Origin of the sequence: Enterococcus sp. AZ063, from assembly GCF_051715045.1 — a bacterium.
Classification (GTDB): Bacteria; Bacillota; Bacilli; order Lactobacillales; family Enterococcaceae; genus Enterococcus_D; species Enterococcus_D casseliflavus.
This window is the reverse complement of sequence record NZ_JBIOTA010000001.1, coordinates 3187376-3201927: the sequence shown is the minus strand read 5'-3', so window position 1 is coordinate 3201927 and position 14552 is coordinate 3187376. Positions and strand designations below refer to the sequence as shown.

Annotated in this window: 12 protein-coding genes and 1 other annotated feature; of the genes, 6 read left to right on the top strand and 6 right to left on the bottom strand. The window is 44.7% G+C overall.

Annotated elements, in window-relative coordinates; all coding sequences use genetic code 11:
- The first annotated feature begins 43 nt into the window (after positions 1-43).
- Entirely contained in the window at positions 44-682 is a 639-nt protein-coding gene (locus tag IGK61_RS15010; RefSeq protein ID WP_074536793.1) for a PepSY domain-containing protein, read from the top strand.
- Positions 683-750: 68 nt separating this feature from the next.
- On the opposite strand, the gene IGK61_RS15005 is transcribed toward IGK61_RS15010, so the two are convergent.
- A complete protein-coding gene (locus tag IGK61_RS15005) occupies positions 751-921 on the bottom strand; it encodes a hypothetical protein (protein WP_008379536.1) in 171 nt (56 codons plus the stop codon).
- Positions 922-1011: 90 nt separating this feature from the next.
- The gene (locus IGK61_RS15000; protein WP_008379539.1) at positions 1012-1446 is read right to left on the bottom strand and encodes an acyl-CoA thioesterase; all 435 of its coding nucleotides are present in this window, start codon (positions 1444-1446) and stop codon (positions 1012-1014) included.
- A 189-nt stretch (positions 1447-1635) separates the two neighbouring features.
- Positions 1636-1843, top strand: a binding site (T-box leader).
- A 449-nt stretch (positions 1844-2292) separates the two neighbouring features.
- Between IGK61_RS15000 and hisS the strand changes: the two genes are divergently transcribed.
- The 4 genes from hisS to IGK61_RS14980 all read left to right on the top strand — a co-directional run bounded on the left by hisS (position 2293) and on the right by IGK61_RS14980 (position 8477).
- The gene (gene hisS / locus IGK61_RS14995) at positions 2293-3591 is read left to right on the top strand and encodes a histidine--tRNA ligase (RefSeq protein ID WP_034857522.1); all 1299 of its coding nucleotides are present in this window, start codon (positions 2293-2295) and stop codon (positions 3589-3591) included.
- An 11-nt stretch (positions 3592-3602) separates the two neighbouring features.
- Positions 3603-5378 carry an aspartate--tRNA ligase gene (gene aspS / locus IGK61_RS14990; protein WP_074536792.1) on the top strand — a complete coding sequence of 592 codons (1776 nt, stop codon included), beginning with the start codon at positions 3603-3605 and terminating at the stop codon, positions 5376-5378.
- Between the two features lie 156 nt (positions 5379-5534).
- Positions 5535-6410, top strand: coding sequence for a YitT family protein (locus tag IGK61_RS14985; RefSeq protein WP_005233887.1), 876 nt, complete (start codon positions 5535-5537; stop codon positions 6408-6410).
- Between the two features lie 198 nt (positions 6411-6608).
- Positions 6609-8477 (top strand): acyltransferase family protein, encoded by a 1869-nt coding sequence (locus tag IGK61_RS14980; protein WP_074536791.1) that lies wholly within the window; start codon positions 6609-6611, stop codon positions 8475-8477.
- A gap of 77 nt (positions 8478-8554) precedes the next feature.
- Here the strand turns inward: IGK61_RS14980 and dhaL are convergent, their stop codons facing one another.
- The 4 genes from dhaL to IGK61_RS14960 all read right to left on the bottom strand — a co-directional run bounded on the left by dhaL (position 8555) and on the right by IGK61_RS14960 (position 13083).
- Entirely contained in the window at positions 8555-9160 is a 606-nt protein-coding gene (dhaL, locus tag IGK61_RS14975) for a dihydroxyacetone kinase subunit DhaL (protein WP_016609484.1), read from the bottom strand.
- A gap of 14 nt (positions 9161-9174) precedes the next feature.
- Positions 9175-10158 (bottom strand): dihydroxyacetone kinase subunit DhaK, encoded by a 984-nt coding sequence (dhaK, locus tag IGK61_RS14970; protein WP_010750002.1) that lies wholly within the window; start codon positions 10156-10158, stop codon positions 9175-9177.
- Positions 10155-10559, bottom strand: coding sequence for a dihydroxyacetone kinase phosphoryl donor subunit DhaM (gene dhaM, locus IGK61_RS14965; RefSeq protein ID WP_005228160.1), 405 nt, complete (start codon positions 10557-10559; stop codon positions 10155-10157). The genes dhaK and dhaM overlap by 4 nt, the downstream gene beginning before the upstream one ends.
- Positions 10560-10758: 199 nt before the next feature.
- Entirely contained in the window at positions 10759-13083 is a 2325-nt protein-coding gene (locus IGK61_RS14960) for an HAD-IC family P-type ATPase (protein ID WP_074536790.1), read from the bottom strand.
- A 259-nt stretch (positions 13084-13342) separates the two neighbouring features.
- Between IGK61_RS14960 and queG the strand changes: the two genes are divergently transcribed.
- Positions 13343-14518, top strand: a complete 1176-nt coding sequence (gene queG / locus IGK61_RS14955) for a tRNA epoxyqueuosine(34) reductase QueG (protein WP_034872140.1) — start codon at positions 13343-13345, stop codon at positions 14516-14518.
- Positions 14519-14552: the final 34 nt, after the last annotated feature.

Here is a 14552-nt window from a genome sequence, read left to right as displayed (position 1 = left end):
TATATAGAAAAAAGGAATACACAAACAATTGGAGGAATGAAACATGAAAAAAACAACTATTTTATTCGGAATTGCCGCATTAGGATTACTGGCAGGATGTACACAAAACAACACTGGAAATTCAGAACCTGCGCAAAACAGCAGCTCAAGCACAGCAGTTGCCTCATCAAGTGAAACAACGTCGTCACAAGCAACAGACAGCTCTTCAAGCAGTGCAGCGATCGCCAACGGCGGCTTACCTACGGTGACCGTAAAAGAAGCGATCCAAATATTCCAAGACAAATACCCAGATGCAGCGATCACTTCGATTGATTTGGATACTTCTTTTGGCAATTACTTCTACCAAGTAGAAGGCGTGGATGACACGAATGAGTTTGAATTAAAGATCGATTCAGAAACCAAAGAAACTTCTGAAGAAAGAACGGAAAAATTGGATGCCGATGAACAAAACGGTGTCAAAAAAGATGCCGATCAATTGGACCTAACCAACTTGCTTTCATTGGAAGAAATTTCTGATATCGCCGTGAAAGAAGCTGGCGGTGGTCAAGCAACAGATTGGTCATTAGACAAAGAAATGAATGTAACCTATTGGGAAGTAAAAGTAGAAGATGGCAACAAACAAACAGATGTGAAAATCAATGCCCAAACAGGTGAAGTACTAGAAACCGAATTAGATGACTAATCCTGTTTCGCAGTAAAAAAGATAAGCCGCTATCGTCTATGCGCAAAAGACGATAACGGCTTATTTCTTTACGTATGCTGTTTGACTTCAGTTAACGGTTTGACGCGACCACCAATTTTATCTGCAAATGCTTCGGACTGCTTCCGATCTTCAAAGACCCATAACTTGTCTGGAATTTTTTCACGAGTGCGACGACCATCTTTGCCAATGTAACCATGCAAAACTTTAATCACGTACATCGCCATCATCCTTCCCTGAAATTACTTTTGATTATACGAAAGCCGTTTCAAAAAGCAAGGATTTTGACTTAAATGAGTGATCAGAATTGATTATTCCCCTGACAGGGCAGCATAATCAGCAAATCGTTGATGGATTTCAGGAAAACTACGCTTCAGCTGCACGATGCGATTGGTCTCTTTTGCTAAAAAACAATGCTTTGAAGTCCCCGTCGTTGCCAACTGACCATCACTAGTTTTGTAGATCTCATAGCGAAAATCCAAACGCGTGCCAGTATATTTGTCGACCAAAACATCGATTCGCACCTCATCTTCGTAACGAATCATCGTTTTGTATTGCGCACTGACTTCCAGCACGGGAACGATCAAGCCCGCTTCTTCGATGGTATGATACGGTAAATCCAAAAACGCGAGTAATTCCACGCGGGCCTCTTCAAACCAGCGGATATAATTGGCGTGATGGATGATCGCCATTTGATCGGTCTCATAGTAGTGTGGTTGACGGATATAGCCTGAATATAAAGACATAAAAACAGCTCCTTTCATAGAAACAAAACCTTCGTTATTCAGCATAACGCAAAAAGGAAGAAAAGCAAACAGAAGGAGAGCTTCTTTCTGTTGACCACTTGAGAAAATGCTACTAGAGAGCAGCGGAGTGAAAAAGACAGTGAAACACCTTGACTTTTTCATAGCTTTCTTGTAGTTTATAGATAATATCAAAAATCAGTGAAGGATCGAGTACTTTATTCTATTCCTTAAAAGAGAAAACTGCCCCGGCTGAAAGCAGTTTAGGACGTGTAAAGGAAAGACAATCTGGAGATGAACAGAAGAAAAGCTGTTCCGTGACCGAGCGTTAATCGAGCGAAGGAGAAGAATATTTCTCGAATTTAGGTGGTACCGCGTGTAATCAAAACTCGCCCTTGTATAAAAAAACAAGGGCGAGTTTTTTGCTGTGAATCACTATGATTGGCTTGCGGAGCAAGCCAGAATAGATGATGAACAGTACTAGGCGACCACAGGGAGCGTAGTAACCAAACTAGGAATCACAATGACTGGTCCGCAAAGCGGAACAGAGCAGATGATGAACAGTACTAGGCGAGTGCAGGGAGCGTAGTAACCGAACTAGGAATCACTATGATTGGCGTAAGAAGTGAGACATGAAAGCTGTACTTGGTATTTTTTGCTTTGTTCAATTGCAGTCGAAGCCAACGAAATGATGACCAGCAACCAACGGCAAAGAGCGCAATAACCCAAAAGTCAAACACGAGAACAACCCACCCACATCAATGAGCAACAAGCAATAGGTGAATAAGCAAACAAGTAATGAAAGCAAAGAACATGGGCAACCATGAAACAAATAGGAGGATGCATACGATGAGTTACCAACGTCCAAAAGGAACCAACGATATTTTGCCAGGAGAATCCGAAAAATGGCAATTTGTGGAAGAAACAGCACGCTTAGTGTTTCGCGATTATCAATTCAACGAAATTCGGACACCGATTTTTGAGCACTTTGAAGTGATCGCCCGCAGTGTCGGGGACACAACGGATATCGTTTCAAAAGAAATGTATGATTTCTACGATAAAGGAGAGCGTCATGTGACGTTGCGTCCAGAAGGCACCGCACCGATCGCTCGTTCTTATGTCGAAAACAAACTATTCGGACCAGAACATACGAAGCCTTATAAAGTGTTCTACATGGGACCAATGTTCCGTTATGAACGTCCGCAAAAAGGCCGTTTGCGTCAATTCCACCAAATCGGTGTCGAAGTTTTCGGTTCAGCAAATCCAGCGACCGATGTTGAGACAATGGCGATGGCAATGGATTTTTATCGTCAATTAGGACTGAGTCAATTGCGCTTGGTCATCAATTCATTAGGCGATAAAGAAACACGCCAAAACTATCGGCAAGCGTTGATCGACTATCTAGCGCCTCATGAAGCGGAGCTTAGTGAGGATTCAAAACGCCGCTTGCATGAAAATCCTTTGCGGGTCCTTGACAGCAAAGACAAGCGTGACCAAAAATTCGTGGCGGATGCACCATCGATCCTAGACTACTTAACACCAGATGCCAAGGCACATTTTGAAACTGTAACGAATATGCTGGATGCGTTGGAGATCCCTTATGAGATCGATTCAAATATGGTGCGCGGTTTGGATTATTATACCCACACGATTTTTGAGATCATGAGTGAGGCACCAAAAATGGGGGCGCAAGCCACCATCTGTGCCGGCGGTCGTTACAATCATTTAGTGGAAGAGCTAGGCGGACCAGAAACACCTGGTTTTGGTTTTGCTTTAGGGATCGAACGTTTATTGATCACTATGGAAGCCGAAGAAGTTGTGATTCCTGCTTTGAATGAGTTAGATGCGTATGTGGTTGGTTTGGGACAAGAAACCAATTTAGAAGCGCTGAAAGTCGTGCAAGCGATTCGTAATTTCGGTTTTTCTGCCGATCGTGATTTCATGGATCGTAAAGCCAAAGCCCAGTTTAAATCTGCTGATAAACAAGGAGCACGGTTGGTTCTGACTCTAGGCGAAACAGAATTAGCAGAACAAGTGATCAATATCAAATCCATGGCAAGCCGTGAAGAAAAACAATTTCCGTTAGCGGATCTTTATGCCCGCTTCGATGAGATCTACGATGAAATGACAACCAAAATGTTTGAGTGAGGAGAAAAAGAATGACAAAACGTACAGTATATTGCGGGTTAGTAAATGAGACCCATTTAAACCAGACAGTAACTCTAAAAGGCTGGGTGCAAAAGCGCCGTGACTTAGGGGGCGTGATCTTTATTGACTTGCGCGACCGAGAAGGGATCGTGCAAATCGTCTTCAATCCTGAGGTTTCGAAAGAAGCCTGGGAAATCGCGGACAAATGCCGCAGCGAATATGTATTAGAAGTAACAGGTCAAGTAATCAATCGTGCACCAGAAGCCATCAATCCGAAAATGGTGACAGGTGCCTATGAAGTGATGATCAGCGAAATCACGATTTTAAACACTGCAAAAACACCAGCCTTTTTGATTGAAGATGATCAAACCGTTGGCGACGAGATTCGCATGAAATACCGTTATTTAGACTTGCGTCGTCCAAAAATGACGAACAACATCGTGATGCGGGCGAAAACGACGCAAGCGATCCGCAATTTCTTAGACACGAATGACTTCTTGGATATCGAAACACCTTATCTAGGAAAATCAACACCAGAGGGCGCGCGGGATTATTTGGTTCCTTCACGGATCTATCCAGGTCATTTCTATGCGTTGCCGCAATCACCACAAATTTTTAAACAGTTATTGATGGGCGCCGGCTTCGATCGCTACTATCAAATCGTACGTTGCTTCCGTGACGAAGATTTGCGGGGCGACCGTCAACCAGAATTTACCCAAGTCGATATCGAAACCTCTTTCTTGACGGCAGAAGAAATCCAAACCTATACGGAAGAGCTATTGGCAAAAGTGATGCGAGAAGTCAAAGGCATCGAAGTTACCTTGCCATTCCCACGGATGACCTATGATGAGGCAATGGGACGCTACGGCAGTGACAAACCAGATACACGGTTTGACATGGAGCTTATCGACTTATCAGAAGTTGTGAAAGACGTTGATTTTAAAGTCTTCCAAATGGCTCTTGAAAAAGGCGGCGTTGTGAAAGTCTTGAACGCCAAAGGGGCTGCAGACAAATACTCAAGAAAAGACATGGACAATCTAGGCCATTACGCTGGCCAATTTGGTGCCAAAGGATTGGCATGGGTCAAAGTTGAAGAAGATGGATTGAAAGGACCGATCGCTAAATTCTTGACGGAAGCAACCGACGCGATTATTGCAGCAGCCAATGCGGAAGTTGGCGATATTCTGATGTTTGGTGCCGATTCCTTTGAGATCGTTTCAGCAACGTTAGGTGCGATTCGTAATAAATTAGGAAAAGAATTAGGCTTGATCGACGAGAGCAAATTCAACTTCCTATGGGTTACTGACTGGCCGCAATTTGAATACGATGAAGAAGCAGGTCGCTATGTTTCTGCTCACCATCCGTTCACATTGCCAAAAGAAAGCGATCTGCCGTTGTTAACGACAGACCCTTCAAAGGTCTATGCGCAAGCCTACGATATCGTGCTAAACGGTTACGAGCTAGGTGGCGGATCATTGCGTATCCATACACGGGAAGTGCAAGAGCAAATGTTTGAAGCGCTAGGCTTCTCACGTCGCGAGATGCAAAATCAATTTGGCTTCTTATTGGATGCTTTGGATTATGGTTTCCCACCACATGGCGGCATCGCCCTTGGGTTAGACCGGTTAGTGATGCTCTTGGCTGGTGAAGAAAACATTCGCGAAGTCATTGCCTTCCCTAAAAATGGGAAAGCGGCTGATCCAATGTCACAAGCACCAAGTACCGTTTCACCAATGCAACTGTTTGACTTGAGCATTGATGTAACAACGGTTGAAGAAAACGAATAAGCGTTAAACCTATGATGAAATGAGTGATGAAATAGAAATTGGTGAATGAATGAAAAAAGTTCATGAGAATTCACCCATTTCTTTCATTGCTCGTTTCTTTTTTTATGTGCTGAAGTATAATAAAGGCAAATCAAAAAAGTGAGGCTATAAAATGCAATGACTCCTCTGTTTAAATGGCTCCCTCATCCGGAATATGCCAACAAACTTTCATTCTCAATCGTGTACGCACTGCTGGCATCGATTGCGGTCAATTTTTTCTATCAGCCGGGCAATATTTATTCCAGCGGCATTACCGGTGTCGCTCAGATCATTACTACGATCTCAAGAGAATGGATCGGGTTTTATATCCCCTTATCCCTTGCGCTATTATTGTTGAATGTGCCATTATTTTTTCTTGGCTGGTTTAAGATCGGCCACAAATTTACGATCTTTACTGGAATCACTGTTTTATTGACATCCTTATTCGTGCAAATTTTGCCAGAAGAAACCGTCACGACGGACCCGATGATCTGTGCGATTTTTGGTGGTGCCATCAATGGAGTGGGGATCGGCTATGCCTTGAAGAATGGTCTTTCTTCCGGTGGGCTGGATTTTGTCAGCATTGCCATCCGCAAACGGACAGGGAAGACGATCGGCTCGATATCGATTTTCTTTAACATTGTTATTTTGTTCGCCGCCGGAATCTTGTTTGGCTGGCAATATGCGTTGTATAGTGCGATCGCGATTTTTGTCAGTGGAAAAGTGACGGATGCGGTCTTTACGAAGCAAAAGAAAATGCAGGTGACGATCATCACTCGCAACCCAGAAGAAGTCATTCAAACGATCCAAAAACATATGCGGCGAGGCATTACCATCATCAATGAAGCCGAAGGGGCCTACAAGCATGACAAACAAACGGTTTTGCTGACGGTAGTCACACGCTTTGAACTGCCGATGCTGCGCAGTGCTATGAAAGAAGCCGATCCAAAAGCCTTTGTTAGTATTGCGGAAAATGTCCAGATTTTGGGGCGGTTTTATGAAGAAGAACTGTAAAAAAGGAGTTGAAAAAAGTATTTCTTTATAGAAGTACTTTTTTTTCGTCAAAAATTAATTTTTTTGAAATATAGCAGATGTTGCTAGCTTTATATGGGGGATTTCTGGTAAATTATGAGAGTATGGAATCAATAGCGTTCATGCTGAAATTGTTTTTTTATGAAACAATTGGATCAATTAGAGAAAAGTGGTTGAAAAATGAATAAACGTTTAAGCACAAGCCGCTATATTACCGGGTTTGACGGCATTCGAACCTTGGCAGTCATCGGCGTTATTTTATATCATTTACTACCTACTCATATGCGAGGCGGGTATTTAGGAGTTCCAGTATTCTTTGTCGTATCAGGTTATTTAATCACTGACTTGCTGAGGCAAGAGTGGGATCAAAACGGCAAAATCAAAGTCAAAGATTTTTATGTTCGGCGGATGAAACGGCTCTATCCAGGAATGGTGGTGATGCTGCTTATCTCAGCAGCATATATCACGTTGTTCCAGCGAAACCTGTTGAATAATTTGCGCGGGGTTTTTGTTAGCTCGTTGCTGTATTACAACAACTGGTGGCAGATCAATCATGGGTTATCCTATTTTGATCGGTTCGGTAATGAATCCCCCTTTACCCATCTGTGGTCGCTGGCTGTAGAGGGACAGAACTATCTGATTTGGCCTTTAGTGTTTATTTTGTTGATGAAAATCGGCAAGCAGAGGCATCGCGCCTTTAAATTTACTGCCGCAGTCACGATTTTGTCGGCAATTCTGTTAGCAGTCCTTTACACACCAGGCGCTGATCCGACACGGGTCTATTATGGAACGGATACGCGGCTCTTTTCGATCTGGATGGGGAGTGCCTTAGCATTCATTTGGCCAAGTACCCATTTGAAGAAAGAGATACCGCAAAAAGCCAAACGGGTCTTGAATATCTCTGGCTTTGCTTCCTTGGCTGGTCTGATCGCAGCGTTCTTTTTCTTAGATGATCATTTGACCTTTGTCTATTATGGCGGCATGTTCTTGATCAGTATCCTATGTACGATTCTTGTGGCAGTCACCGCTCATCCCGGAGCCAGCTTGAACCGGGTATTGAGTAATCCGATTTTCAGTTATATCGGCAAGCGTAGTTATGGGATTTATTTGTATCAATTTCCAGTGATGATTTTTTACGAAGCAAAAGTGGGGAATATCGGGGAGAACGTGCTGATGCACACGTTAGTGGAACTATTCTTGATCTTGTTTATCAGTGAATTGTCCTATCGGTTTATCGAAAACCCAATGCGTAAATTCCAGTACAAAGATACATTCAGAACGGTCCGCGGCTGGTTCAGCAAACCAATTTTTAGTTGGAAAAAACCGTGGTTAGTGCCCAGCTTACTGATTACACTCGTTGCTTTGTTTGGCGTCGTGACCGCACCGACGAATTATGTCGATGCCCAGCAGCAGCAGTTGAAAGACAACATTGCGGCCAATAAAAAAGCGGCAGAGCAATCGCAAAAGAATGCGAATGCTGAAGGCAATGAAGCAGACGATGAGGCGAGCACGAGTGAAGATGAAAAAAATATCATGGAAAAATATGATTTAACAGCAGCTCAAGTGAAAAAAGCAGAATCTCTTGAAATCACGGCTTTTGGTGATTCCGTGATGCTGGATGCAACGGCTGACTTGAAAGAAGTCTTTACCCAAGCGGTAGTTGATGGGGATGTTGGGCGCCAGCTGTATGCGAGCCCTGAATTGATCAAAGACTTGAAAGAAAAAAATCTTTTGCGGGATACCGTCCTTGTGGGGCTAGGGACGAATGGTTCCTTTACAGAAGCCCAATTTGACAGCTTTATGAATGAGATCGGTGATCGCAAAGTCTACTGGATCAATGTGCGGGTACCGACACAGCGTTGGCAAAATGAAGTCAATCGGATGTTGGAACGCATGGCGGAAAAATACGACAATATGACCTTGATCGATTGGTATGATTTGAGTAATGACCAAGAGTCATGGTTCTATGAAGATCGGGTCCATCCAAATCCAGATGGCATGGATCAATACGTGAAGCTAGTTGCCCAAACGATTTTACAAGAGGAATAAGCAAGAAAAAGACAAACCTTACGTAATCATAAGGTTTGTCTTTTGTCTTAAACGGTGCTTTGTAAGAGCAGCGTTTTTTAATTCTTTTCTATCACCGTTAATAGTGAGTCAAACAAAATCGCACTAGAAGCCGATCCGGGATCGATATGACCGATGGCACGTTCACCAACATAAGAGGCGCGGCCTTTTTTAGCAACGAGTTCTTTGGTATGTTCTTTCGCTGCTTCGATCGTGTCTTTGGTCAATTCACCTTTTTTCAAGGCTTCTGCGACAGGTTGCCAGACATCGATCATGGTCTTATCCTCAAACTCAGCTTTTCCCCGCATTTTGATGCCGGTCAAGCCTTCTTCAACGATCGTACCTAATTGTTCAAAGGAGTCGATCGTTTCTAGTTCCTTCGTTGCTTTAGTCATATTCATAAACGCCGAACCATAAAGGGGACCTGAAGCGCCGCCGACTTTTGAGATCATTGCCATCGAGAAGACTTTAAAGGTATCACTGATCGTCGTTGGCTGTTGTTTGGCATAAGCTTCTTGATAAGCAGCTACGCCGCGTGCCATATTGTTGCCATGGTCTCCGTCGCCGATCGGTGTATCTAAATCGCTCAAATAGGCTTTGTTTGCTTCGATTTCTTTTGTGAAGGTATCTAACCATGCTTGCACCGTTTCTGTTGTCAATTGCATCTCTATTCGCTCCTTTACCAGGCTATTGTTGTGACGGCTTCATTTAACGCATCGGTGTGATCCGTTTCGCTGAAGTCGATCAAGGTCAGTGAAAGTCCCTGCATATCGATGGAAGTCATGAAATTGCCGACTTTATGGAAGGAGACAGGGATGTCTTTTTCTGCGAGTAATTTCGCGACATCATTGGCAAAAACGAACAGCTCCATTTGCGGCGTACCACCCATACCGTTGATCAAGACACCGACTTTTTCTGGGGTCTTTTCATAATCCGCCAAGATTTTTTCCACCAACTCTTGTGCTAGTTCACGTGAGGGTTTCAGTTTTTCACGACGGTAACCAGGTTCGCCGTGGATGCCCACGCCATACTCGATCTCATCATCGGCTAAGTCAAAACCTGGTTTCCCAACTTCAGGAACTGTTGCCGCTTTTAATGCGACCCCAATGGTTTTGATCGATGCAACCAAGGCATCGCCCAGTGTTTTTAATTCGCTTAAGCTGGCACCATTACGAGCAGCTGCGCCTAAAATCTTATGGACTAAAACCGTACCGGCAACTCCTCGTTTGCCAGCAGTATAGGTGCTGTTTTCAACAGCGATATCATCATCCACGACCACGATCTCCGTCGTGATCTCTTCCATTTCTGCCATATCTTTGGCCATCTCAAAGTTCAAGATATCGCCAGTATAGTTTTTGACGATCAACAAGACGCCTTGTCCTTGATCAGAATCTTGGATAGCCGTCAAAATCTGGTCGGGGGTCGGGGAGGTGAAGACATCGCCTAAAACGGCGGCGCTAAGCATCCCATCACCGACAAAGCCAGCATGGGCCGGCTCATGTCCGCTCCCACCGCCAGAAACAAGACCGACTTGTTCTTTTTGATTATTCTTAGCGATCACCCGTGAGTCGGCGACTTGATGGACCAGTTCAGGATAACTGCCTACGATACCAGCCAACATTTCTTCTACGATCATTGAGGGATCATTAATGATTTTTTTCATGCTTCATGCCATCCTTTCTCGGCTGCTTTTTTTGCTTCTGCAACGATTTGCGCCAAATCATCACTAAAACCAGCGGTGATTGCTGCAGCAAAGGCACCTTCCACCAGCGGCGCGTCGATCAGGTGATAGCGTTCTTGTTGCTGAGGTTCCAGCATGTCGTAAGCAAGTTCGGCATTCAAAACGGCACTGCCTAGATCGGCAAAGACTAAGATCAGTTCAGCATCTGCGGATTCGTTGACGGCATCCACGATTTTCGTGGCGTCAGAACCCAGCTCTCCTTCTGCTGTCCCGCCTAAAGAATAGATCGTGACTGACTCGCCATCAGCCATTTCTTCGATCATCTGTTTTAATCCTTCGGTGAGTTGCTGACTGTGAGAAACGAGTAAAATACTTTTTTTCATCCAATTTCACCAACACTTTCTGATTAAATTTGGCTGTTTGACAAGGGGGTTGCCTTTTCCAAAGAAACACCGTCCTTGTTGAAACCGCCTACAGGTTCAGTATACCAAATTTCTTTCTTCTTGTATGGTTGCACCTATGGAGAGGACAAAAAAACCGCATCGTCTTTCTGGATAAAGAAAGACGATGCGGCAGAATTGGTTAGGATTGTTTAACAAGCATTTTGGCTGAAAAGCGCTTCGTTAGGAAAGAAAGCCCCACGTACAGGCAGATGTTCAATGCCATCATGCCAAGGAAGTAAGGCAATGTTACGGAGGTCAAGAAACCGACTTCCAGCAATCCGTGGAAAAGCATTGCTGCGACATAGATCCCCACGGTAGTGGTAATCGCTAAGAACAATCGCAATGGATTTAATGGCAAGCAAGCGCGAATCACAGCGATACAGCTGATCCCGATCAACAAATAGTACAACAAGGTCGTCGTATCAAATTGCGACCAACCGTAGTCGGTTTGTAAAAAGCGGATCGCAAAGTAATTGACTAACACCAACAAGGCATTTGGCAACGCATTGAGCAAGACTGTCGGCAAGTAACGACCTTTGATCGGTGCTTTGTTTTCTTCAAAGGAAAGGAAGAAAGATGGATAACCTTCAATTGCTAAGTCGATCAATGTGATTTGGATCGGCAAGAACGGAAAGGCGCTGGATGTCAGGATACAAACCAAAGAGAGCAAGAAGCTGTAAATCGTCTTGATAAAGAAGATTCCCGACGCTTTGGTCACGTTATTGACGACGCGGCGTCCTTCAAATAAAACATCTGGCAACGTAGTAAAGTCAGAATCCAATAAGACAAAGTTAGCGATTTGACGAGCCGCACTGTCGCCAGCAGCCATTGCAATGCTGACGTCGGCTTCCCGTAGTGCCAACACATCGTTGACGCCATCACCCGTCATGGCAACGGTCCGTTGATTGGCTTTTAATTCTTGAACGAGTAGTTTCTTTTGTTCAGGAGTCACACGACCAAAGACCGTATAGCGTGTCGCAGCTTCTCGGACTTCTGCTTCGGTCGTTAAGGTAGAAAGATCGATGGCTTGATCGGCATTCGCTAGGCCTGCACGATGGGCGATCGCTGCGACAGCTATTGGATTATCGCCAGAGATCACTTTTAGATCGATGCCTTGATCCGCTAAGTAAGCCAAGGTTTCTTCTGCGTTTTGGCGGATGATATCGGATAAAATCAAGACAGCCACCGCTTGTGCGTTGGTTGGGTCAAAGGATGTTGGCGTTTTTGGATCAGTTTCTACGGCTAAAATCAACACCCGTAGACCAGCTTCTTGCGCTTCTATGACTTGCGGCAAGGCAGCAGAGCCGGCGACTTTTTCAGGTGCACCAAGATAGACATTTCCTAGATGTTCAAAAGCCACAGCACCCCATTTGCGCTGTGAAGAAAAGGCAGCGACGTCGATCGGCTGATGATCCGTTAGCTCAGGACAGCCTTGACGCAATGCTTGCATCGTCAAATTGTTATCCGTACTGGCTGCCAAATAATTCCCTAAGAGCATGTTAGGGTCGCTGTCGGCTTGGAGAGGAACGATCGATTCGAGAACCATATGGCCTTCCGTCAACGTCCCCGTCTTATCCAGACAAAGGGTATCGACATGCGCTAAGGTTTCAACGGCATACATGTCTTGGACCAAAATCCGTTTTTTTGCCAATTTAATGACACCTGTCGTCAAGGCGATACTGATCAGCAGGACAAGTCCTTTTGGTAACATTCCTAATAAGGCAGCGGCAGAAACGACGACGGATTCCTTGATCCCAGCATCTCGCATCATAAAGGCTTGGAAGAACAAAATCACCCCTAAAGGAACGATTACATAGCTGGTGAATTTGGATACACTACGGATCGAAGCAAGCAGCTCAGAGCGGATCGGTTTGTGGACCTTTGCCTCATTGCTTAGTTTCGCTGCGTAGTTTTCTGCACCGACATGAAGGACTGTTCCTGTCATTTCACCGCTGACGATGAAACTCCCTGAGAGTAAGGAAGCACCTGCTTCTTTGACAACCAGATCGGCTTCACCAGTCAGCATCGCTTCATTGACTTCGACTAGTCCAGAAAGCACCGTCATATCAGCGGGGATTTGGTCCCCAGCACCAAGAATAACTACGTCCTCTAAGACCAATTCTTTGGCTGAAATCTCATGGATTTGGGCATCTCGAATCACTCGTACCGTTTGCGGTGAAACAAGTGAGAGTTTTTTTACTAAATTACGCGCGTGCAATTCTTGGCTGATCCCAATGGTGATATTCACAAAAATAATCGCTAAGTAGAACATGTTGGAATAGGCGCCTACGGCAAATAAAAAAACGCCAATCAATAGATTGAGAAAATTGAATAATGTCAGTAAATTGTCTTTGATGATCGCAGCAGTTGATTTACTGGTTTTTGTTTCATAATCATTGTGCAACCCCTCTTGGGTTTTCTTGGCGACTTCTGCTGCAGTCAAGCCGGTGGGTAATTGAGTCATAAGCATCTCCATTTCATTTGTTCATTTCTTTCTAATTCCTTTATCTAGTCTAGCATTCGAAAAAGGCAATGCAATCGTTGCGAGGAAAATAACGATAAAATTAATTAAAATCTTAAACAATCAACACGTGTTCTTTTAAAGAAAGAAAAAAACGGGGGGAACAAACCGCACCATCGACTTTTTTCAGGTGCTTACGTATAATAGGGGAAGAGAAAAAGCCGAGAAGCAGATGCTTAGCGGACAAAAGAGGGTAGCGTGCATGTCTTTAAAAGAAAAAATTATTGCAGAAAGCAAGCGGCTTGGCATCGACAAGATCGGGTTTGCTTCAGCGGAGCCGTTTTTGGCATTGGAGCCTTCCTTGCGGGAACAAAAAGCCAAAGGCCATACGTCTGGTTTTGAGCATCCTGTGATCGAAGAGCGTATCTATCCTGAACGGACATTTGAAAATCCGCAAACGATCATTGCGATCGCTTTAGCTTATCCGACAAAAATCAAAGAGAAAGTCCCGCGGGATGAAAAACGCGGCATGTTTGCCCGTGCCTCGTGGGGCATCGATTACCATGATATTTTGCGAGAACGGTTGGATCGCTTAATCGCCTTTATCAAAGAACAAGCGCAAACGATGGAAGAACAAGTCGAATGGCGTTTCGCACCACAAGTCGATACAGGGGAATTGGTGGATGTGGCGGCAGCGCAGCGGGCGGGTCTTGGCTTTATCGGTCGTAATGGCTTGCTGATTACGGAAGAATTTGGTTCGTTTGTTTATCTAGGGGAGATCGTCACCAATATCTCTCTCGAACCAGATGAAGAAGTCCCGTTTGGTTGTGGTGATTGCATGCGTTGTGTGACGGCTTGCCCCACCAAAGCGTTATTGGGCGATGGTCGAATGAATGCCCAGCGCTGTTTGTCCTATCAAACCCAGACGAAGGGTATGATGCCAGAAGAGTACCGCAAAAAGATGCATAACGTGATTTACGGCTGCGATATTTGTCAGCTGGTCTGCCCTTATAATCGGGGGAAAGACTTCCATTTTCATCAAGAGATGGAGCCTGAAGTCGATACCGTTTATCCAAAACTGCAACCGATGCTGTCTTTATCAAACAAAGCCTTCAAAGCACAATTTGGCCATCTATCTGGCTCTTGGCGGGGGAAAAAACCGTTGCAGCGTAATGCCATCATCGCCTTAGCCAATGTGGGAGACCGCAGTGCCTTGCCAGCGATTTGGCGCTGTGCGACAGAAGACGTGCGCCCAGTGATTCGAGGAACGGCTTATTGGGCCATTGGCCAGTTGGGCGTCAAAGAACCAGAAATGTGGTTAGAGCGACTGCAACGGTGTGCAGAGTTAGAACCCGAAGAAGAGGCGCTACAAGAATTGCAGCCTGCCATCGAACGATTGCAAGCAGTCATTACCAAAAAGCAGGAAAAAGAGCTATAAAAAAAGCAAAACGAGCCCGGGGCCGTTTTGCTTT

What these genes read in the sequence shown, in the direction of transcription:
- IGK61_RS15010 (WP_074536793.1), top strand. Translation starts at nt 44, where the DNA reads ATGAAAAAAACAACTATTTTATTCGGAATTGCCGCATTAGGATTACTG.
- IGK61_RS15005 (WP_008379536.1), bottom strand. Translation starts at nt 921, where the DNA reads ATGTACGTGATTAAAGTTTTGCATGGTTACATTGGCAAAGATGGTCGT.
- IGK61_RS15000 (WP_008379539.1), bottom strand. Translation starts at nt 1,446, where the DNA reads ATGTCTTTATATTCAGGCTATATCCGTCAACCACACTACTATGAGACC.
- hisS (WP_034857522.1), top strand. Translation starts at nt 2,293, where the DNA reads ATGAGTTACCAACGTCCAAAAGGAACCAACGATATTTTGCCAGGAGAA.
- aspS (WP_074536792.1), top strand. Translation starts at nt 3,603, where the DNA reads ATGACAAAACGTACAGTATATTGCGGGTTAGTAAATGAGACCCATTTA.
- IGK61_RS14985 (WP_005233887.1), top strand. Translation starts at nt 5,535, where the DNA reads ATGACTCCTCTGTTTAAATGGCTCCCTCATCCGGAATATGCCAACAAA.
- IGK61_RS14980 (WP_074536791.1), top strand. Translation starts at nt 6,609, where the DNA reads ATGAATAAACGTTTAAGCACAAGCCGCTATATTACCGGGTTTGACGGC.
- dhaL (WP_016609484.1), bottom strand. Translation starts at nt 9,160, where the DNA reads ATGCAATTGACAACAGAAACGGTGCAAGCATGGTTAGATACCTTCACA.
- dhaK (WP_010750002.1), bottom strand. Translation starts at nt 10,158, where the DNA reads ATGAAAAAAATCATTAATGATCCCTCAATGATCGTAGAAGAAATGTTG.
- dhaM (WP_005228160.1), bottom strand. Translation starts at nt 10,559, where the DNA reads ATGAAAAAAAGTATTTTACTCGTTTCTCACAGTCAGCAACTCACCGAA.
- IGK61_RS14960 (WP_074536790.1), bottom strand. Translation starts at nt 13,083, where the DNA reads ATGACTCAATTACCCACCGGCTTGACTGCAGCAGAAGTCGCCAAGAAA.
- queG (WP_034872140.1), top strand. Translation starts at nt 13,343, where the DNA reads ATGTCTTTAAAAGAAAAAATTATTGCAGAAAGCAAGCGGCTTGGCATC.